This window comes from Celeribacter sp. ULVN23_4 (assembly GCF_054788345.1).
In genome coordinates this window covers 164191-182510 of record NZ_JBTVYO010000002.1, presented here as the reverse complement: position 1 = coordinate 182510, position 18320 = coordinate 164191, and the positions used below count along the sequence as shown (strand labels likewise).

The 18320-nt window shown below is 62.0% G+C and carries 18 protein-coding genes; 7 read left to right on the top strand and 11 right to left on the bottom strand.

Translation table 11 applies throughout. From position 1 onward, the window contains the following. Positions 1 to 117 precede the first annotated feature (117 nt). The 7 genes from ACYBHZ_RS06225 to ACYBHZ_RS06195 all read left to right on the top strand — a co-directional run bounded on the left by ACYBHZ_RS06225 (position 118) and on the right by ACYBHZ_RS06195 (position 7798). On the top strand, positions 118 to 1305 hold the full coding sequence (locus ACYBHZ_RS06225; RefSeq protein WP_460273388.1) for a phosphoglycerate kinase: 1188 nt from the start codon (positions 118 to 120) through the stop codon (positions 1303 to 1305). Between the two features lie 288 nt (positions 1306 to 1593). Then, positions 1594 to 2487 carry a fructose bisphosphate aldolase gene (locus tag ACYBHZ_RS06220; protein ID WP_460273387.1) on the top strand — a complete coding sequence of 298 codons (894 nt, stop codon included), beginning with the start codon at positions 1594 to 1596 and terminating at the stop codon, positions 2485 to 2487. A gap of 246 nt (positions 2488 to 2733) precedes the next feature. Further along, positions 2734 to 3036 carry an FtsB family cell division protein gene (locus ACYBHZ_RS06215; protein ID WP_460273386.1) on the top strand — a complete coding sequence of 101 codons (303 nt, stop codon included), beginning with the start codon at positions 2734 to 2736 and terminating at the stop codon, positions 3034 to 3036. A gap of 80 nt (positions 3037 to 3116) precedes the next feature. Beyond that, positions 3117 to 3680, top strand: coding sequence for a transglycosylase SLT domain-containing protein (locus tag ACYBHZ_RS06210; RefSeq protein ID WP_460273886.1), 564 nt, complete (start codon positions 3117 to 3119; stop codon positions 3678 to 3680). A gap of 357 nt (positions 3681 to 4037) precedes the next feature. Beyond that, a complete protein-coding gene (gene pdhA, locus ACYBHZ_RS06205; protein WP_460273385.1) occupies positions 4038 to 5063 on the top strand; it encodes a pyruvate dehydrogenase (acetyl-transferring) E1 component subunit alpha in 1026 nt (341 codons plus the stop codon). Between the two features lie 20 nt (positions 5064 to 5083). Then, a complete protein-coding gene (locus tag ACYBHZ_RS06200; RefSeq protein ID WP_460273383.1) occupies positions 5084 to 6454 on the top strand; it encodes a pyruvate dehydrogenase complex E1 component subunit beta in 1371 nt (456 codons plus the stop codon). A 12-nt stretch (positions 6455 to 6466) separates the two neighbouring features. After that, entirely contained in the window at positions 6467 to 7798 is a 1332-nt protein-coding gene (locus ACYBHZ_RS06195) for a pyruvate dehydrogenase complex dihydrolipoamide acetyltransferase (RefSeq protein ID WP_460273382.1), read from the top strand. Between the two features lie 88 nt (positions 7799 to 7886). Here ACYBHZ_RS06195 and ACYBHZ_RS06190 read toward each other — a convergent pair whose 3' ends face one another. From ACYBHZ_RS06190 to ACYBHZ_RS06140, 11 genes are all read right to left on the bottom strand, one after another. Beyond that, positions 7887 to 8807 (bottom strand): glycosyltransferase 61 family protein, encoded by a 921-nt coding sequence (locus tag ACYBHZ_RS06190; RefSeq protein ID WP_460273380.1) that lies wholly within the window; start codon positions 8805 to 8807, stop codon positions 7887 to 7889. 248 nt (positions 8808 to 9055) lie between these two features. Continuing rightward, positions 9056 to 9871: a serine O-acetyltransferase gene (gene cysE, locus ACYBHZ_RS06185; RefSeq protein ID WP_460273378.1), complete on the bottom strand. Its 816-nt coding sequence runs from the start codon at positions 9869 to 9871 to the stop codon at positions 9056 to 9058. 125 nt (positions 9872 to 9996) lie between these two features. Beyond that, positions 9997 to 10713, bottom strand: coding sequence for a DUF2793 domain-containing protein (locus ACYBHZ_RS06180; RefSeq protein ID WP_460273377.1), 717 nt, complete (start codon positions 10711 to 10713; stop codon positions 9997 to 9999). Next, the gene (locus tag ACYBHZ_RS06175; RefSeq protein ID WP_460273375.1) at positions 10706 to 14623 is read right to left on the bottom strand and encodes a baseplate multidomain protein megatron; all 3918 of its coding nucleotides are present in this window, start codon (positions 14621 to 14623) and stop codon (positions 10706 to 10708) included. Before ACYBHZ_RS06175 ends, ACYBHZ_RS06180 begins: the two co-directional genes overlap by 8 nt. Beyond that, positions 14623 to 15087: an NlpC/P60 family protein gene (locus ACYBHZ_RS06170; protein ID WP_460273373.1), complete on the bottom strand. Its 465-nt coding sequence runs from the start codon at positions 15085 to 15087 to the stop codon at positions 14623 to 14625. Before ACYBHZ_RS06170 ends, ACYBHZ_RS06175 begins: the two co-directional genes overlap by 1 nt. A 10-nt stretch (positions 15088 to 15097) precedes the next feature. Then, positions 15098 to 15997, bottom strand: a complete 900-nt coding sequence (locus ACYBHZ_RS06165) for a DUF2163 domain-containing protein (protein ID WP_460273371.1) — start codon at positions 15995 to 15997, stop codon at positions 15098 to 15100. Further along, entirely contained in the window at positions 15997 to 16629 is a 633-nt protein-coding gene (locus ACYBHZ_RS06160; protein WP_460273370.1) for a phage distal tail protein, Rcc01695 family, read from the bottom strand. The genes ACYBHZ_RS06165 and ACYBHZ_RS06160 overlap by 1 nt, the downstream gene beginning before the upstream one ends. Before the next feature lie 23 nt (positions 16630 to 16652). Further along, positions 16653 to 17333 (bottom strand): phage tail tape measure protein, encoded by a 681-nt coding sequence (locus tag ACYBHZ_RS06155; protein WP_460273369.1) that lies wholly within the window; start codon positions 17331 to 17333, stop codon positions 16653 to 16655. Further along, the gene (locus tag ACYBHZ_RS06150; RefSeq protein ID WP_460273367.1) at positions 17323 to 17565 is read right to left on the bottom strand and encodes a rcc01693 family protein; all 243 of its coding nucleotides are present in this window, start codon (positions 17563 to 17565) and stop codon (positions 17323 to 17325) included. Before ACYBHZ_RS06150 ends, ACYBHZ_RS06155 begins: the two co-directional genes overlap by 11 nt. 11 nt (positions 17566 to 17576) lie before the next feature. Next, a complete protein-coding gene (locus ACYBHZ_RS06145) occupies positions 17577 to 17891 on the bottom strand; it encodes a gene transfer agent family protein (protein ID WP_460273366.1) in 315 nt (104 codons plus the stop codon). A 4-nt stretch (positions 17892 to 17895) separates the two neighbouring features. Next, the gene (locus ACYBHZ_RS06140) at positions 17896 to 18309 is read right to left on the bottom strand and encodes a phage major tail protein, TP901-1 family (RefSeq protein ID WP_460273365.1); all 414 of its coding nucleotides are present in this window, start codon (positions 18307 to 18309) and stop codon (positions 17896 to 17898) included. Between the last annotated feature and the right edge of the window lie 11 nt (positions 18310 to 18320).

The following is an 18320-nucleotide window of genomic DNA, read 5'->3' as shown; positions in this document are numbered from 1 at the left end:
GGAAAGGCCGATCTGCACCTGTCTTCGCGCATCCTCTCACGCGCGGTTGACGAAGCGGTGATGAGCGGTCAAACAGTTACCAACAGATGCCCAACCTTCTCAAAAGGACTTTTCAATATGGCCTGGAAAACCCTCGACGACATGGAACTCTCTGGCAAGGTGGTGCTGACCCGCGTCGACATCAACGTGCCTGTCAAGGATGGCAAAGTCACCGACGCCACCCGGATCGAGCGGATCAAGCCGACCATCGACGACATTCTCGCCAAGGGCGGCAAGCCGGTGCTTCTGGCGCATTTCGGTCGCCCGAAAGGTCAGGTCGTGCCGGACATGAGCCTCGGCCTGATCAAGGACGCCGTGGCCGAAGTGCTTGGCGTTCCCGTGAAATTCGCGACCGACTGCATCGGCGGCGCAGCCAAAGAAGCGGTGTCGGAGTTGGGCGACGGCGAAGTGCTTCTGCTGGAGAACACCCGCTTCCACAAGGGCGAGACCGACAATGACGGCGAATTCGCCGCCTCCCTCGCGGCCCTCGGCGATGTTTACGTCAATGACGCCTTCTCCGCCGCGCACCGCGCGCATGGCTCCACCGAAGGCGTCGCGAAACTCCTGCCCTCCTGCGCCGGTCGCCTGATGCAGGCCGAGCTGTCCGCCCTCGAAGGCGCGCTCTCCACCCCCGAGCGCCCGGTCGTGGCCGTCGTCGGCGGGGCGAAAGTCTCCACCAAGCTCGACCTTCTCGGCAATCTCGTACGCAAGGTTGATTACCTCGTGATCGGCGGCGGCATGGCGAACACCTTCCTCGCCGCTGAGGGCGTGGACGTCGGCAAATCGCTCTGCGAACACGATCTGGCCGAAACCGCCCGCGAGATCACCAAGAAAGCAGGCGAAGCGGGCTGCGAGATCGTCCTTCCCGTCGATGTGGTCGTCGCGCGTGAATTCAAAGCCGGGGCAGAAAACGAGGTTGTCCCGACCACCGAATGCCCGGCGGATGCGATGATTCTCGATGCCGGTCCGAAATCGGTCGAGAAAATCTCTGAGATCTTCGAAGGGGCCAAAACCCTGATCTGGAACGGCCCGCTCGGCGCGTTCGAGATCGAGCCCTTCGACATGGCGACCAACGCCGCTGCGCAAAAAGCTGCGGACCTGTCGAAAGCAGGCAAGCTCGTGTCCGTCGCAGGTGGCGGCGACACGGTGGCCGCGCTCAACAAAGCCGGGGCCGCCGCAGATTTCACCTATATCTCGACAGCGGGCGGTGCCTTCCTCGAATGGATGGAAGGCAAGGCCCTGCCGGGCGTCGTCGCCCTCGGATAAGATTGGAAAAGCCCGCCGCGTGCGGGCTTTTCCATGCGCGGCTCTTCCCCTGCGCGCGCCCTGCTCCGGATGCATGGCCGTTATGAAACCCGACCTTGCGCCAGATCATAACGCCCGCGCCCAAAACGGCCTAGCTTTCGGGCAAGATCGACCGTTAGCGCCACCAAATAAAAGAAGATCAAGACGTTAGCGCCACCACGATTGCGACCGATTGCCGGGCGGGTTAACCCGGTTAAGAACTCCAAAGCGCCCCGCGAGGGGACAGATTAGAGCCAAAAGAGGAAAGACATGTCCATTCAGGAAATGACCGCCAAAGTCGGCGAAGGCCAGGGCTTCATCGCAGCACTCGACCAGTCGGGCGGGTCCACCCCGAAAGCGCTGAAACTCTACGGCATCGAAGAGAATGAATATTCTGGCGAAGAACAGATGTTCGACCTGATCCACGAAATGCGCTCGCGCATCATGACCTCTCCGGCCTTCACCGGCGAGAAGGTGCTTGGCGCGATCCTCTTCGAGATGACCATGGACCGTATGGTCGAAGGCAAGCCGACCCCCTCCTACCTCTGGGATGTGAAGGGCGTCGTACCCTTCCTGAAAATCGACAAGGGTCTCGAAGCCGAAGAGAATGGCGTCCAGCTCATGAAACCGATGCCGGGTCTCGACCACCTGCTGTCGCGCGCCTTCAAACTCGGCGTCTTCGGCACCAAAGAGCGCTCCGTGATCAACGCCGCCAACCCGGAAGGCATCAAAGCCGTTGTGGATCAGCAATTCGCCATCGGTGATCAGGTCATCGCGGGCGGCCTGATGCCGATCCTTGAGCCGGAAGTGACCATCACCATCTCCGACAAGGCCGAAGCCGAAGCGATCCTGCGCGAAGAGATCCTCAAACATCTCGACGCCATGCCGGAAAACAAGCAGGTGATGCTCAAGCTTTCCCTGCCGACCGAGGCCAACTTCTACAAACCGCTGGTCGATCACCCGCGCGTGTTGAAAGTCGTGGCCCTCTCCGGCGGCTACGGTCGCGACGAGGCCAACGAAATCCTGTCGAAAAACACCGGCATGATCGCCTCCTTCTCCCGCGCCCTCTCCGAAGGTCTGAACGCGAAACAGTCCGATGAAGACTTCAACGCGATGCTCGCGACCGCCGTGGACAGCATCTACAAAGCCTCCATCGCGGGCTAAGCCCCGCACGCGAGACTGGCAAAGTCTGACACAGGCAAAGTCTGGCACTGTTAAAATCTGACAAAGGCGTCCCAACCGGGGCGCCTTTTTATTTCAGCATTTTTTTGCAGATGATTCGTTTTTGGGATTCACATAGCGAATCACCTGTGGCATAAGATGTTTACGGAGGCGATCCACCAAAGAGAGAGCCCCGTGAGGCAGAGCAGATGTCGCAAGGCATCTTCATACAAAGGTAAGAAGCCTATCATGGCTCATCCGCGCAAACGTCCGTCGCTGACTGTGCTTTTGTACAGTGGCGTCATGGTCACCCTGGGTGGCTATTTCACCTTCGCCGCCGTGCAGGGTGAGTATGGATTGTTTCGCCGTTTGCAGATCGAGGCAGAATTGTCCGATCTGCAGACGGTGAGCGGCCAACTCGACGAAGAGCTTGGCGTGATGCGCAACAAAACTCTCCGCATGTCCGACACCTATCTCGATCTCGATCTTCTCGACGAGCAGGCCCGTGACGTTCTGGGCTACTTGCGCGCCGACGAAATCGTCATTCGCTGACATCCCTGCCCGAAAGGCATCCGATGACACAGAACGCCGACATTTCGACCGCCACATATTGCCCCAGCCGGCGCCACGTCATGCTGGGCGGCCTCAGCCTTCTGACCCTCACCGCCTGCGGCAGCAGTGGCGGCGCCCCGTCCAACCCTGAAGACGCCTGTTCGATCTTCCGCGAACGCCCGCATTACCGCTCCGCCCTTCTGGCTTCCGAGCGCAAATGGGGCGTGCCGGTCCATGTGCAAATGGCGCTGATCTATCAGGAATCCACCTTCCGCGCGACGGCCCGCCCGCCGAAACGCTATGTGTTCTTCATCATCCCGAAAGGCCGCGCCAGCTCCGCACGCGGCTATGCGCAGGCCCTCGACGGCACTTGGGACGATTACCGCAACGGCCCCGGCCGCGCCGGCGCCAACCGCAGCAACATCCGCGACGCCACCGACTTCATCGGCTGGTATGTCTCGACAAACAACGCCGCCCTCGGCATCTCCAACTCCGACGCCCGCAACAGCTACCTCGCCTATCACGAAGGCCGCACCGGCTATCGGCGCGGCTCTCACAATGGCAAGACATGGCTGCTGAACGTGGCGGATGGCGTCGCGGCGCGGGCAGCCCGGTATCAGGCGCAGATTCAGTATTGCCGGTGACAAAACAAAAGGCTCGACCAACAGTCGAGCCTTTCAAATATCCACTAGAGGCGCTTCCTTAGCTCTAAGGGGTCGGAGCGGCCTTTCGGCCTCGTGGAAACGATCTCGCTGCCAAGATCGGCGTCGAAGCCCTGCGCTAGAAATGCAGCAAACGCAGGAAATGCCCTTTACGCAGGCCGCAAGATAGCCATTGCGACCTTAAAAGTCGATGACCGCGCTCACAAAACCCCGACATTCCCAAAATGCATACCTGCCACCCGCAATGCATAGCAGAAAAACCGTGCAATCATGTCGCACCATCGTTATTATATAGTTTAACACTAAACTATCAGCCGTGATCTTGGAGGAGGAGGCCTGATGGCACCCCGTAAAACAGCATCCAAACCGGCAAGCAAAGCGAACGTCTCCAAAGACGAGCTTCTTGCCTATTACAAAGACATGCTTCTTATCCGTCGTTTCGAGGAAAAGGCCGGCCAGCTGTATGGCATGGGCCTCATCGGCGGGTTCTGCCACCTCTATATCGGCCAAGAAGCCGTCGTGGTCGGGCTCGAAGCCGCCGCGAAAGAGGGCGACAAGCGCGTCACCTCCTACCGCGACCACGGCCACATGCTCGCCTGCGGCATGGACCCGAACGGCGTGATGGCCGAGCTGACGGGCCGCGAAGGCGGTTATTCCAAGGGCAAAGGCGGCTCGATGCACATGTTCTCGAAAGAGAAACATTTCTACGGCGGCCACGGTATCGTCGGCGCACAGGTGCCGATCGGCGCCGGCCTCGCCTTCTCCGACAAATACAAAGGCAATGACAACGTGACCTTCGCCTATTTCGGCGATGGCGCGGCCAACCAGGGCCAGGTCGCTGAGACCTACAACATGGCGGAAATCTGGGATCTCCCGGTGGTCTTCGTCATCGAGAACAACCAATACGCCATGGGCACCTCGACCCAGCGCTCCACGAAATCCCCGTCTTACTGGGAACGCGGCGCGGCCTACGGGATCGAAGGCGAGGAAGTGGACGGCATGGACGTTCTGGCCGTGAAAGAGGCCGGTGAGCGCGCTGTCGCCCACTGCCGCGCGGGCAAAGGCCCCTACATTCTCGAAGTGAAAACCTACCGCTACCGCGGCCACTCCATGTCGGACCCGGCGAAATACCGGACCCGCGAGGAAGTGCAGAAAATGCGTGAAGAGCGCGACCCGATCGAAGCCGTGCGCTCCATCCTCATGACCGGCGGCCACGCCAGCGAGGAAGACCTCAAAGCCATCGACAAAGAGATCAAAGCGGTGGTCAACGAGAGCGCCGAATTTGCGAAAACCAGCCCGGAACCGGCGCTCGAAGAGCTCTGGACCGACATCTACGCGGATGAAATTCCGCCGCACAGCGCCTGATTTCTGGGAGGAAGATACCAATGGCAACCGAACTTCTGATGCCCGCCCTCTCTCCGACCATGGAAGAAGGCACGCTCGCGAAATGGCTCGTCAAAGAGGGCGACACCGTCACCTCCGGCGACATCATCGCGGAAATTGAAACCGACAAGGCCACGATGGAATTCGAGGCTGTGGACGAAGGGATCGTCGGCAAGATCCTCGTGGCTGAAGGCACCGAAGGTGTGAAGGTCAACGACGTGATCGCGATCCTCGTTGAAGAAGGCGAAAGCGCCGACGACATCGCCGCCCCTGCTGCAGCTGCGGAAGCTGCTCCGGTCGAAGCTGAGGCCCCCGCCTCCGCCCCGGCCAAAGCCGCCGCTCCGGTCGAAGTCGTCTCCAAAGCCTCCCCGGATTTCCCGGAAGGCACCCCGATGAAAACCCAGACCGTCCGCGAAGCTCTGCGCGACGCCATGGCCGAAGAGATGCGCCGCGACGAAGACGTCTTCATCATGGGTGAGGAAGTGGCCGAATACCAAGGCGCGTATAAAATCACCCAAGGCATGTTGGACGAATTCGGCGCGAAACGCGTGATCGACACGCCGATCACCGAACACGGCTTTGCAGGCATCGCCACGGGCGCGGCCTTCGGCGGTCTGAAACCCATCGTCGAGTTCATGACCTTCAACTTCGCGATGCAGGCCATCGACCACCTGATCAACTCCGCCGCCAAGACGCTTTACATGTCCGGCGGTCAGATGGGGGCCCCGATGGTGTTCCGTGGTCCGAACGGCGCCGCCGCCCGCGTGGGTGCGCAGCACTCCCAAGACTACGCCGCCTGGTACGCGCAAATTCCGGGTCTGAAAGTCGTAATGCCCTACTCGGCCGCCGACTACAAAGGCCTGATGAAAACCGCGATCCGCGACCCGAATCCGGTGATCTTCCTTGAGAACGAAATTCTCTACGGGAAATCTTTTGAGGTTCCGGATCTCGAAGACTTCACCATCCCCTTCGGCAAGGCCCGCATCTGGCGCGAAGGCACCGATGTGACCATCGTGTCCTTCGGCATCGGCATGACCTATGCACTTGAAGCCGCTGACAAACTCGCTGAGGAAGGCATCTCCGCCGAGGTCATCGACCTGCGGACGCTCCGCCCGATCGACTATGACACCGTGCTGGCGTCTGTCATGAAGACAAACCGCTGCGTCACCGTCGAAGAAGGCTTCCCGGTCGGCTCCATCGGCAACCACATCTCCGCCGTGATCATGCAACGCGCCTTCGACTATCTCGACGCGCCGGTGATCAACTGTGCCGGTAAAGACGTGCCGATGCCCTACGCCGCCAACCTCGAAAAACTCGCGCTTGTGACCACCGACGAAGTGATCGCAGCCGTGAAAGAAGTGACCTACCGCTAAGGAGACCTGACAATGGCTATTGAACTACTGATGCCCGCGCTGTCTCCGACGATGGAGGAAGGCACGCTTGCGAAATGGCTCGTCAAAGAAGGGGACACCGTCTCCTCCGGCGACGTGATCGCAGAGATCGAAACCGACAAGGCGACGATGGAATTCGAAGCCGTGGACGAAGGCGTCATGGGGAAAATCCTCGTGGCCGAAGGCACAGAAGGCGTGAAAGTGAACGCGCCGATTGCTGTGCTTTTGGAAGAGGGCGAAGACGCCTCTGCGGCTGAAAACGTCGGCAGTTCTGCCCCCGCTCCCGCAGCGGCAGAAGCCCAGAAAGCCGAAGCTGCGGCTCCGGCCCCTGTTCCGGCTGCGGCTCCGGCCCCTGTTCCGGCTGCGGCCCCTGCCCCGGCAGCGCCCAAAGCGGCCTCTGGCGAACGCATCTTCGCCTCGCCGCTGGCCCGTCGCATCGCCGCCCAGAAAGGTCTCGATCTGGCTGCCATTTCGGGCTCCGGTCCGAAAGGCCGCATCGTGAAAGCCGACGTGGAAAACGCCACCGCAGCCCCGAAAGCGGACGCTCCGAAAGCAGCCGCTCCGGCCCCGGCCGCAGCCGCCGCTGCTCCGGCTGGTCCCTCCGCAGATATGGTCGCGAAGATGTACGAAGGTCGCGACTACGAGGAAATCAAACTCGACGGCATGCGCAAAACCATCGCCGCACGTCTTTCCGAAGCCAAACAAACCATCCCGCATTTCTACCTGCGCCGCGACATTCAGCTCGATGCGCTGATGAAATTCCGCGCGGAGCTGAACCATCAGCTCACCGGCAAGGGTGTGAAACTGTCGGTCAATGACTTCATCATCAAGGCCGTCGCCAACGCGCTGCAAGAGGTGCCGACCGCCAACGCCGTTTGGGCTGGCGACCGTGTGCTTCAGATGAAAGCCTCTGACGTGGCCGTCGCGGTTGCCGTCGAAGGCGGTCTGTTCACGCCGGTTCTGAAAGACGCCGACATGAAATCGCTGTCTGCTCTGTCGAAAGAGATGAAAGACCTCGCCCACCGTGCCCGCGACCGCAAACTTGCGCCGCAGGAATACCAGGGCGGCTCCTTCGCGATCTCCAACCTCGGCATGTTCGGCATCGACAATTTCGACGCCATCGTGAACCCGCCGCATGCCGGTATTCTGGCCGTCGGCACCGGGGTCAAGAAACCAGTGGTTGGCGAAGACGGCGAGATCAAGGTCGCGACCGTGATGTCCGTCACCATGTCGGTCGACCACCGCGTGATCGACGGCGCACTTGGCGCTGAACTCCTGAAATCCATCGTCGAGAACCTCGAAAACCCGGTGGCGATGCTGGCCTGAGCCACTCGGGTATGAATTGAGAAAGCCCTCCGGTTCCGGGGGGCTTTTTTAGTCTCACATGCGACATTTGCGCGTATTTCCGGTTGCGTCAGCGATCCAGCCCCGCGGCCAGAACCGGTTCGATCACGGACAGTGGCACGTTCTTTTTCCGCCCCTGAAAACGCCCGACCAAAGGCTTTTGGATGGTCACAAGTTTTTGCCCGCGCAGATCGCAGATGCCCTGTTGCAGTTTGAGATACCACCCGATGGATTGCACTTTTCGAAGGCTCTCGCTGTAGAGCGCCCAGTGCAGCGCTGAGCCGTTGACCCCGGAAAGGGAGGCGGCGCCGGAGACCAGTTCGAGCTGTTCGCGCAGGCTGAGCGTCTCGGGATGGACCACGGTATAGCCGAGCCGGCGCGCCATATCATCGAGCTCCTTGCCATATCCTGTCCGGGAGCCTTTTTGAGGCAAAGCGGATCGTGACATGAAAAGATGCCCCGTATCCTGTGCTGCGAACGGCAGTTTCAAGGCGGAGGCGAGCCTTGGAGCATAGCGAAATTTGCCCGGAAATGTACCGTTGATCACCGAGAGGGAGGCGACTTTGGCGGGGGCATCGAGCACGAGAAAATTGTCGAGACTCAGATCGAAAATCGCAAGCAAGCGCTGAACATAGTCCGGCAGTTTGTCCGGGATCCCGGCGCGCGGGCTTGCCAGAAACAGCAGCCGGGTTTTCGAGAAATCCGCCCCGGCAGCGCGCAGATCGAGAAGTTTCGGCAAAGTTTCCGTGATGAAATGGCCGAAATGCAAATAAAGAACTCCGCCCCAGATAAAATCTCCGGGGATGAGATTCGGCGCGACGGGGAGCGATTTGCGCAGGGGGCGCATTGCACGATAGGCCCGCGACGAGATCAGCACTGGATCGACATCAATGCGCCTGCCGTCGCCTGAGACGAGATCGAAAACATGCACACCGCCGGTCAGTTCGTGAATCGGAGAAATCGAACAGTCGGAATAGATCGTTTTGTGCATATGGCCGCTCAAGCAATGGAATGCCCGTATAAGGTCACAGAAGAAGAGCGGGGGCAAGCTCCGGGGAGGGAGCGCCGCGCGAGACGTTTCGAGGCCCAAGACGCGTTACCCGCCCTTAAGTGCGCGCCAGGCGGCGGTGAGAGGGTCAGGACCGGATCGTTGGAAGTGAGCGGACTTAGGGCGGCAACAGCGCGGCTTGCACGGATCGAAGTTTTGCGCGCCCGTCGTCCGAGCGCGCAAAACCCGGTTTAGTCAGCGCCGCGCGCACCGATCAGTTGGTTCATCGACACAGACGGCTGCGAACATCCGGCCTCGCCCACGACACGCGCGGGAACGCCTGCAACGGTCGTGGCGGGCGGCACTTCGTTCAGAACGACGGAGCCCGCCGCAATGCGCGAGCAGCAGCCGATCTTGATATTGCCAAGCACCTTGGCCCCCGCGCCGATCAAAACACCGTCGCCGATTTTCGGGTGACGGTCCTCGTCCTCTTTGCCGGTGCCGCCGAGCGTCACGTCATGCAGGATCGACACATTGTCGCCAATGACCGCCGTCTCGCCGAAGACCAGCGAATGCGCGTGATCAAGGAACAGACCCTTGCCGATCTGACAGGCCGGGTGAATGTCGACGGAGAATTGCTCGGACATGCGCATCTGGAAGAAATACGCCAGATCGCGGCGGCCTTCTTTCCAGAGCCAATGCGCAACACGATGCGCCTGCGTCGCCTGAAACCCTTTGAAATACAAAAGCGGCTGGATGTAGCGGTGGCAGGCCGGGTCGCGGTCATAGACGGCGCAAATGTCAGCACGCGCCGCCTCGGCAATCGACGGATCAGAGGCATAGGCCTGATCGGCAATCTCGCGGATCAGCTGTTCGGACATATCGCCGGACGCAAGCTTCTGCGCAACGCGATAGGCCAGCGCATCCTCAAGCGTCTCGTGGTGCAGGATACAGGCATGAACCAACCCGCCGAGCAGCGGCTCTTCGGCCACGGCCTCGCGCGCCTCGGAGACGATACGGCTCCAGACGGGATCGAGTGCTTTGAGAGTGGTGCGGATCTTAGCCATGCGCTTTTCCTCTTTTCCGAGAGCTTACTATAGATAGGTCCGGTTTCAAAACCGCAAGTCCCCGAGACGGAAAAAAGCCCCGTGCGCTGTGGCACGAGGCAGATATTCCTATTTTTTGATGCGTCTTATTCGGAAGGCAGCGAGAACTGCACGCAATGAATGGCGAGACGGATCACCCCACCCGCCGCAAAATCGCCCCCCTCGCCGGTGAGGATCAGGTCTTCGGAGCTGTAATAGGTCAGCGGATTGCCCGTCAGCCCGCGCAGCCAACTGCCCTGCGTCAGCGAAAGCCCCGAGCCGTACCGATCCGAAGACCCGGAAACGCCCAGTGAAAACCCGGTCAGCCCCGTGCCGGTGATCTCCGTCAGCACCCGCCCCGTGACGCCGTAAACCACGGATTGACCGGGCAAAGCGTAAGAGACCGCAGACGTCGCCCCGACCGTGATCGTGTGATCCAGCTCGATCACCTTCTGCACCATCCCCGCGCCGTGAGCCGACAGCGTGATCAGCCCCAAAACCCACTCCGTGCCGTCGAACCCCGCCCAACCGTTTTGATCCGCCACATAGGCGCGCATGCCGAGCGTGGCGGGGACAAAAGCCCAGCCGCCATTGACGTAAAGCGCGATGGCGCCGTCCTGCCCGGCCCACGCATTGACCGCCGAATCCGGCACGCCGTAGGCCGCCCCCTCTTCGGGCGCCGCCGGGGGCGTGGTCTCTGTCACCGAGATCAGCGTCAATTGCATCAACCCGTCGAGACGGGCCAAAGCCTCGTTCACGGTCACATGTTTCTGCGCCTGAGAGGCCTCAAGCAGCGGCAAGGCGAAGCGGGTGGTGTCAGTCATGGATTTCGATCTCCCGGAAGAGGCCCGCTCCGAAACTGTCGGAGATTTGGGCGACGTGAATGTCATAAGCGCCGGTCACACCGTCGCTGGTTTTCTGTGCCGCGCTGTAGGTCCAAGCCGGGCTGGTGACGGTGGCCTCGCGCAGCACCGCGCCGCCCTGCACCACACGCAGGCGATAAAGCTCCGCCCCCTCGCCCTGCGGCACCTCATAGGATTGCCAGCTGTCCCCATCGATCCGCGTGCGACGGACCCAAGAGACCTCCGTGTCGCCGCCGCTCGTCACCGTGGCGCTCAGATGCGCGGGCGCATAGGGGCGCAGACCAATGCCATCGAAAGCCTCGACATAATGCTGGTAGCTCGGATCGTCATAGCCCCGGCTCGCCGGACCGATGCGGTAATGCCGCGCCAACCCCCGCGCCGATTGCGCGATGTCGATCTGGCGCAAACTGCTGTCCAACAGGACAAAGCGCGACCCGATGGGCCAGCTTGGCACCTGCCCCGCCGCGCCCAGCGCATCGGTTCCAAGCTGCCCACGCAAACGCAGCGACAGGTCATAGGTCAGCGGCGCGACAAGCTCCGCGGTGGCGAATTGGAACACTTCCCAATTGGCGCCGGAACCATCGCCGATCACCGCGACATTCGCCCCGTTCAGAACGTCGAGCATCTCGGCGGAGGACAGTTCTCCCTTGGTGAGCTCGACCCGAAGCGCCGCGCCACGATCCCAGAGCCCCGGCACCGCCGTGTCCAGCGCCGTCAGCGTGACCCCGATTGTCGCCCATGTCGGCAAAAGCGTGTTCAACGCATAGCCACTGTCCGAGGCCGAAGCATAGACCGCCGCCGAACCCGGCCAAGGCTCCGCCGTCACCGCGACATGCGGCGCGTGGGGCACTTCCTCCCCGGTCAAAAGCGGCAGGTCGAGAAACAGCGGATAGACCGGCACGGGGGCGGTAAAGGCCTTGGCCTCGACAATCTCCTCGACCGCCTCAGACGGCGTGTAAATCTCTTGCTCAATGCGCACGGCGTCGATCTGTTGCTGCGTGCCCAGCGTCACATGATCGATCCGGTAACGCAGATCCCCCTCCGCGCTTTTCAGCGTCACCACATCCCCCGCGCCCACGCTCATCAGCGAAGGCGGCAGGGAGAACCGCGCCGTATCGCGCGCCACACGGGACTCGGAGAGCCAGCGCTCGGTGATTTGCCGCCCCTCGGCACGGGTGAGCGCCAAAGGCAGGTCGGATTGCGAGATCAGGCGGCTTTCCTCGTCCGGAAAAATCGCCTCCTCGGAGCGCGCACCATAATCGTCATCGGCATCCACAAAGGTGAGCTGCACCCGTCCCGCGACCTCCGCCTCCGGCGCACGGACACGTTCGAGATTACCGTCCAGCTCTTGGCTTTCGGCGAGTTGATCTTCGCTCAGATCAAGCATGGATGTCCCGTCCCGCGACCGGAACACCAACTGCCCCTCGCGCTCCACCGCCTCGAACCCATAGGCCAGCATCAGGGGCTGAAGCGCCGAACGCGCGCCGGACATGTCAGAGACGCTATAACCCCGCAGCAGCCCCCAAAGCTCCGTGGTGTCGATCTCCTCCACACCGGAACGCGCACAAATCTCCGCCACCACATCCGCCAGAGAGCGCGCTGTGGACCGCCCATTGAGCCAATGCCCCTTGGCGTAATTGCCCCCGTCCGACCAGACCGAGGTGGTCGTCGGAAAGGCCGGATAGGGCCGCGCGTCCCAGGCCCAAACGTGGGCGCGGCTCATGTCGATCATCGGACCATCGTAAATGTCGGAGGTCGGATTATGCGCCGCCTCCCCCCAATACTCTGTCACCGCCCGGACATATTGCAGCTGGATGAAATCATCCCGCCGCCCGGTGGAATACGCCGGCAAAGCGCTCTCCGAGGATTTCGCATCCAGAAACTTGTTAGGCTCATTCGTGCCCTTATCGATCGCGGCACAGCCAAACTCCGTGAACCACACAGGTTTCGAGCGCGGCTCCCAAAGGGTCGGCGTCTCCTGTCGCACGCCGTCAAGGCGCTCGTGGTGATCGTTCTCCCACCAGCTGCGGATGTCCTTGTAGCGGTAAATCCAATCCTCGCCATACGCCCCGTCGGTGATCGGGGTTCGGATTTGCGCCGCCGCGTGGTTTTCATGGGCGTAATACCAATCAAACCCCTCGCCGCCCTCGATATTGGCCTTCAGGTAGTCGAGATTATAGATCGCGCCCCACGCCACATCGAGGTGATCATCCCCCTCGCGCCAATCCGAGAGCGGCATGTAATTGTCGATGCCGATGAAATCGATATTGGCGTCGGCCCAAAGCGGATCGAGGTTGTAATAGACAGTCCCGCCCGCCTGATAGCCGAAATATTCCGACCAGTCGGCGGCATAGCCGATCTTACACCCCGCCCCGAGAATGGCGCGCACATCGGCGGCGAGTTGCACCAGCTGATCCACCGCCGGAAAACCCGACGCGCCGCGAATACGGGTGAGCGAGCGCATTTCAGAGCCGATGCAAAACGCCTCAACGCCCCCCGCCAAAGCGCAAAGATGCGCGTAATGCAGGATCATCCGGCGAAACGAGAACTCCGCCGGGCCGGTGTAATGGACGGTCTTGCTCTGCGGGCTGAAATCGCTCCCTTGCGCCGTGCCGAAAAATGCCGCGACCTCGGCCTCTGCCGCAGAGGTGCCATCCGTCGTGCCGCTGATCCCCGGCGCGAGCGATGTAGTGATCCGCCCCCGCCACGGCAGCGCGGGCTGCTCAGCCTCGCCCGTCCACGGATCGACAAGACCATTGCCCGCCATTTGACCCATCAAGATGAACGGGTAGAACATCACCTCTTGGCCCGCGGCATGCAGTGCCTTGATCGCCTGCACCACGGATTGATCGGTCGGTGTGCCGCCATAGATCACCCGGTCATCCGCGTCACGCGGGACACGCGCGGCGCTTGAGCGCGTCAGGCCGGAGACCTTCCACGCCATATCCGAGGAGTCGAGATCGGATTGCTCGACCTTCGGCTGGATTTGGCACTGACCACAGCGCAGGTCATCGCCAAACCACGACACCACCAGAGAGGTAGACCCACACTTCGGCAATTCCTCCACCATCGCCTCCAAAGACGTGGAGAAATCCGGCTGACCGGAGGCGGAATTCATGTTCGACACAAGCACCTTGCCCTTGCCGTTCTTGAGATAGACCGGTTCGGTCGCCAGAGCATATTCCCCGGTGCCAGGGATCATCGCCACGGCGGGCACGAGATGGGTGAGGTCCGAGGGCGCCTCGGCCTGATCCGGGCGCGTCACCTCAAACGTGAACTGTGGCACCCGGTTTCCAAAAGGCTCAAGCTCCACATCTTCAAGCACCACATAGGCGATGCCACGATAGGCGGGCACCAGCCCCGCGCCCTCGACCGCTTCGATCTTCGCATCCGGCAATTGGTCTTCCGTGCCGTGGTAGACCCGCAGCGTCAGCGTGCTTTTGTCCACTTCTGTGCCATCGGCCCAGACCCGCCCGACGCCCGTAATCTCCCCCTCACAAAGCGCAACAGCCAGCGAGACGGAATAGCTATATTCCTTCACCGTCGTGCTCGACGAGCTGCCCTTGCCGCCGACCTTGCGTGTCGAGGTATTCTCCTGAAATTCGGTGGCCCAGATCACCTGTCCACCGACCCGCATTCGACCATAGACCTGCGCCACCGCGCCGCCCTCGGACGCACCGGTGAGGCGAAAGCGTTCGACCCGGCCGGTCTCCACCGTCTGACTGCCAGCCCCCATAAGGCGCTGGTCAATCGCCTGCCCGATCGTGGCCCCGATGGCGCGGCCAATGACCACGGAGGACAGTCCAAAGACCCCGCCCCCGACAGAGGCCCCAATGGCCGCACCAGCGGCGGAAAGTACGAGCGTCGCCATCAGAGACCTCCTTTGGCATCAATGGATTGCGGCAGCGGCGGGAAGGCGAAACAGCGGACCACCCGGCGGCGCCACGGCGCGCTCAGGGCGTTCTCGATCACACCGTGACCGCTATAGGCATGAATGAAACTCGGCGCCGCGCCCGCGCGCCCGACGATGCCGAGATGCTTGGCCACCGCGCCCTGGCGCATCCGAAACAACAGCACATCGCCCGAGACCATCTCTGCGAGCGGCTTTTCGACAAGGATCAGTTGCGCCGCACGCAGGATGCCTTCGTCCCGTTGCGGCTCGTTCCAGTCCGCCGTGTAGGCGGGAATATCCACCGGCTCCGCACCGTAAATCTCACGCCACACCCCGCGCAAAAGCCCGAGACAATCCGCCCCCGCGCCCTTGCAGGAGGCCTGATGCCGATAGGGCGTGCCGATCCAAAGGCGCGCGCGGTCCGCTATGGTCAAATCCGTCATTCTCGCCTCCTCACACCGACCCGCTGCCCATCAAACTGCCGCCGTCGTTTTTGCCGGAGCTTACGGGATAAGAGGCCAGCCAATCGTCGCCCGGAATATGCGGGAAGCCGCGAAAATTCAGGAAGTTGTCGAACTTGAGCCGACAGGTCTCCGCGCGCTTGTCACAGCCCGCCTCGATCCGGAGCATATCGCCCACGGCAATCTCCGCGCGTAGCTCTTCCCAAAGCTCAATGCGACGCCCATCGCCCGACAAGCGGTCGCTTTTGACGATCCCGATCAGTCCCTCCGCCGCGCCGGACACCACAGTGAGACGCCCGCGCTCGAACCAGCGGTCATCAAAGCCTGTGAGATCGGCAAAGGTGAAAATCTTGCCCTTCTCGACGCTCTCGACCGCCACCTCGGTGAAATACCCGGCCTGCAGCGTGTTAAACTGGCATCCCGAGCCGCCCAAAACGGCGGAGCACCCCGACTGATAAATCCGCCCCTGCGGTTGGTTCAGCGCCTCCGTCAGCCCCCGCAGCTCGGCGCGAAAGCCCCCCGCGACGCGGGTGATCTCGCCAAAGCTGCCCTGAAACAGCAGCGCGCGCTGGCTCACATCCGCCCAGTTCACCAGCCAAGACCGCACATGCGCCCCGTCGAACCGTCCCGCACGGATATCCTCTTCCGTCACAGCCGCCGCAGAGAGCGCCCCCAGAGCCTCGGTATTATCAACCGCCAACCCCGTGGATTGCTCCAGTGCATTGGCGGTGAGACCCGTGTCGGCCTTAAAGGTCACGCCCTCAAAGCTCAGGTCATTGTCGTGATCGGTAAAGCCAAACGTCGCCCCATCCTTGCGCACCAAAGCCCAAGCGCGGCAGAGCGTGGTGACGCCAGAGGCGAGATGCGTTTGTAATTCCTCGGAAAACGCCATCAGACACGCACCTCCACCACCGGCACGTTCGGCACTTCGCCCGCTTGGAACGAGGAGACCGACGTCGTGATGAGATCGGTGTCAAACCGCACCGGCACATCGAATTCGAACCCCGCCGTGATCTCCGCGCCCCCGGTCGGAGGCGTGCCAAAGGTGATCTCTCCGGTCGCGGTATCGACCTCCCAGTCAACCGCCTCAAACGCCTGTTGCCCACCGACACCGATCAGAACCGTGCTGAACACCGGCTTCTTGATCGGGCGCAGATAGGCGACATCGCCGGAACGATAGGTTTTCGACAATTGAAACACCGTCGTCGCGCCATCGCCCTCGCCGATCACCTGATCGGCAAACCCGGTCGCCTCCGAAGGTTTCGAGGTTTTGTAATCCGACCAGTCTTTCCAGCGAAACCCGTAAAGCTGCCCTTGCCGCGCCTCGAAAAACGCGATCAGCACCTCGATATCATCGAGCGAGCGCATCCCAAGCCCCGCATCATAGCGGCGACGCGAATGCGCCCAGGGCGTGTTGCGTTCTTCGAACCCGTTGGCCAGCGTCACCACATCGGTGCGCCGCTCCGGTCCGCCGATGGAGCCAAAGCTCAGATTGGCCGGAAATCTCACCTCATGAAATGCCATGATCTGCCCTCCGATTGGTCAGGTTACTGATTGCGGGAACCACGCCCCAAAGCGCGGCCAAGCTGCGCGGCCACTTGGCTCTGGCTGCGCTGAAAGCCCGCGACATCCGGCGTGGTGACGTTCATCGTGATGTTGACGAGCCGCGACGATCCCGAGGCCTGCACCCCGAGCTTGCCATCGGCGCCACGGGTGAGCGGCATGATGGCCTCCGCGCCCGCCTCTCCCATAAGCCCCGTCGCGCCGCGCATCGGGAAATAGGTGGGGGACGAGACCACGCCGCCATTGGCGAATGGCATCACCTTGCCCTGCGCAAAAGCGCCGCCTTTCTCGAACGGCAGAAGGCTCTGGATGATCCCCTCAAGCCCCGTCCCCAAGACCGATCCGACATGGCTCGTCACAGGCGTCACAGCGGCATTATAGGCGGCCGTCAGCATCGACTGCCCGACGCCTTTCAGCGCTTCCGAAAGCGTATCCCCGTCGAACACCAGCCCGTCGATGGCCCGTTTCAGCCCCCGCGAAATGCCGCTCTCCAATTTCGAGACCTCGCGTTGTGTCTCCGCCACCGTGGCCTGAAGCCGCAGCATTTCCTGATTGAACGCCGCCGCCATCGCTTCGGCCCCGCCGATGGTACTTTCCATCTGTTCAACCCGGCCCTCAAACGTGTCGAGCCCGTTGATATCCGTGCCGTTCAACTCATCCGCCATGGTCTTGCCCTTTCATGTCATCTGCCCCGGCCCGCCCGTCCGGGAAGGCCTTCGCCAGTTCTTCCAACCGCGCGCGGCCCATCGGGGCTGTGCCCGATCCCGCGCCCAGCATGAGCAACAACTCAGCCGGTGTGAGCGCCCAGAACTCGGCGGGTTTGAGACCCAACCCCTTGATCCCGAGCCGCATCAGCGCGGGCCATTCAAAGCCGCCGGATTGAGACATCATGCTCATGACACCCTCCCTCAGGCCGGCACCGTGAAAGCCCGCGCGATCAGCTCCGCACCGACCCGCGCCGCTTCCAACGGGCCGCCGGCGATCTCCGCCGTCAGGATGTCGTCATAGCCGCCGACCCAACCGCCGCCTCGAAGCCCCGCCACCACGATGCGCAGCACGTCCGCCGAAGAGAATTTGCCGCCCTCGAACCGCTCCACCAAAGCGACAAGCGTGTCGGTCTCAAGCCCGGCCTCCAGCTCGGCCAAAGCGCCAAGCGTGAGTTTGAGCACCCGGCGTTCGCCATTCAGCGTCAGCGCCACTTCGCCTTGGAACGGGTTCGCCATCGGATTACGCCGCCACGAAGCTCAGCGCGCCCGCGGACGCCATCGCCAGCTCATAGGTCGCCTCGCCATTGTACGCGCCCGCATATTCGATCGAGGTGATCATGAACGCGCCTTGCACGGTGCCGAAATCCGGGATGATGACCTGAAACGCGGGCACTTCGCCGTCGAAGAAAATCTGCCGTGCGCGCTCGTCGGTCGCCGCGTCCTTGAACACGCCCGAACCGGAGATCGCAGCGCTTTTCACGCCCGCGCCGCCCAGAAGTTCACGCCAGCCGCCGGAGCTTTCCAGCGAGGTCACATCGACGCTTTCCGCGTTGAAGGAAATCCGCGTGGCGCGCAGCCCCGCGATGGTTTCAAAAGTGCCGGACCCGTTCATGTCCAGCTTGATCAAAAGGTCTTTGCCGTTTTGGGCAGCCATGGTCGTTACTC

Bases quoted from the DNA above. Each gene is read 5' to 3' on its own strand.
- pdhA (WP_460273385.1), top strand. From the start codon at position 4,038: ATGGCACCCCGTAAAACAGCATCCAAACCGGCAAGCAAAGCGAACGTC.
- ACYBHZ_RS06180 (WP_460273377.1), bottom strand. From the start codon at position 10,713: ATGACTGACACCACCCGCTTCGCCTTGCCGCTGCTTGAGGCCTCTCAG.
- ACYBHZ_RS06190 (WP_460273380.1), bottom strand. From the start codon at position 8,807: ATGCACAAAACGATCTATTCCGACTGTTCGATTTCTCCGATTCACGAA.
- ACYBHZ_RS06220 (WP_460273387.1), top strand. From the start codon at position 1,594: ATGTCCATTCAGGAAATGACCGCCAAAGTCGGCGAAGGCCAGGGCTTC.
- ACYBHZ_RS06195 (WP_460273382.1), top strand. From the start codon at position 6,467: ATGGCTATTGAACTACTGATGCCCGCGCTGTCTCCGACGATGGAGGAA.
- ACYBHZ_RS06175 (WP_460273375.1), bottom strand. From the start codon at position 14,623: ATGGCGACGCTCGTACTTTCCGCCGCTGGTGCGGCCATTGGGGCCTCT.
- cysE (WP_460273378.1), bottom strand. From the start codon at position 9,871: ATGGCTAAGATCCGCACCACTCTCAAAGCACTCGATCCCGTCTGGAGC.
- ACYBHZ_RS06170 (WP_460273373.1), bottom strand. From the start codon at position 15,087: ATGACGGATTTGACCATAGCGGACCGCGCGCGCCTTTGGATCGGCACG.
- ACYBHZ_RS06210 (WP_460273886.1), top strand. From the start codon at position 3,117: ATGCTGGGCGGCCTCAGCCTTCTGACCCTCACCGCCTGCGGCAGCAGT.
- ACYBHZ_RS06215 (WP_460273386.1), top strand. From the start codon at position 2,734: ATGGCTCATCCGCGCAAACGTCCGTCGCTGACTGTGCTTTTGTACAGT.
- ACYBHZ_RS06160 (WP_460273370.1), bottom strand. From the start codon at position 16,629: ATGGCATTTCATGAGGTGAGATTTCCGGCCAATCTGAGCTTTGGCTCC.
- ACYBHZ_RS06145 (WP_460273366.1), bottom strand. From the start codon at position 17,891: ATGGCGAACCCGTTCCAAGGCGAAGTGGCGCTGACGCTGAATGGCGAA.
- ACYBHZ_RS06225 (WP_460273388.1), top strand. From the start codon at position 118: ATGGCCTGGAAAACCCTCGACGACATGGAACTCTCTGGCAAGGTGGTG.
- ACYBHZ_RS06155 (WP_460273369.1), bottom strand. From the start codon at position 17,333: ATGGCGGATGAGTTGAACGGCACGGATATCAACGGGCTCGACACGTTT.
- ACYBHZ_RS06165 (WP_460273371.1), bottom strand. From the start codon at position 15,997: ATGGCGTTTTCCGAGGAATTACAAACGCATCTCGCCTCTGGCGTCACC.
- ACYBHZ_RS06200 (WP_460273383.1), top strand. From the start codon at position 5,084: ATGGCAACCGAACTTCTGATGCCCGCCCTCTCTCCGACCATGGAAGAA.
- ACYBHZ_RS06140 (WP_460273365.1), bottom strand. From the start codon at position 18,309: ATGGCTGCCCAAAACGGCAAAGACCTTTTGATCAAGCTGGACATGAAC.
- ACYBHZ_RS06150 (WP_460273367.1), bottom strand. From the start codon at position 17,565: ATGAGCATGATGTCTCAATCCGGCGGCTTTGAATGGCCCGCGCTGATG.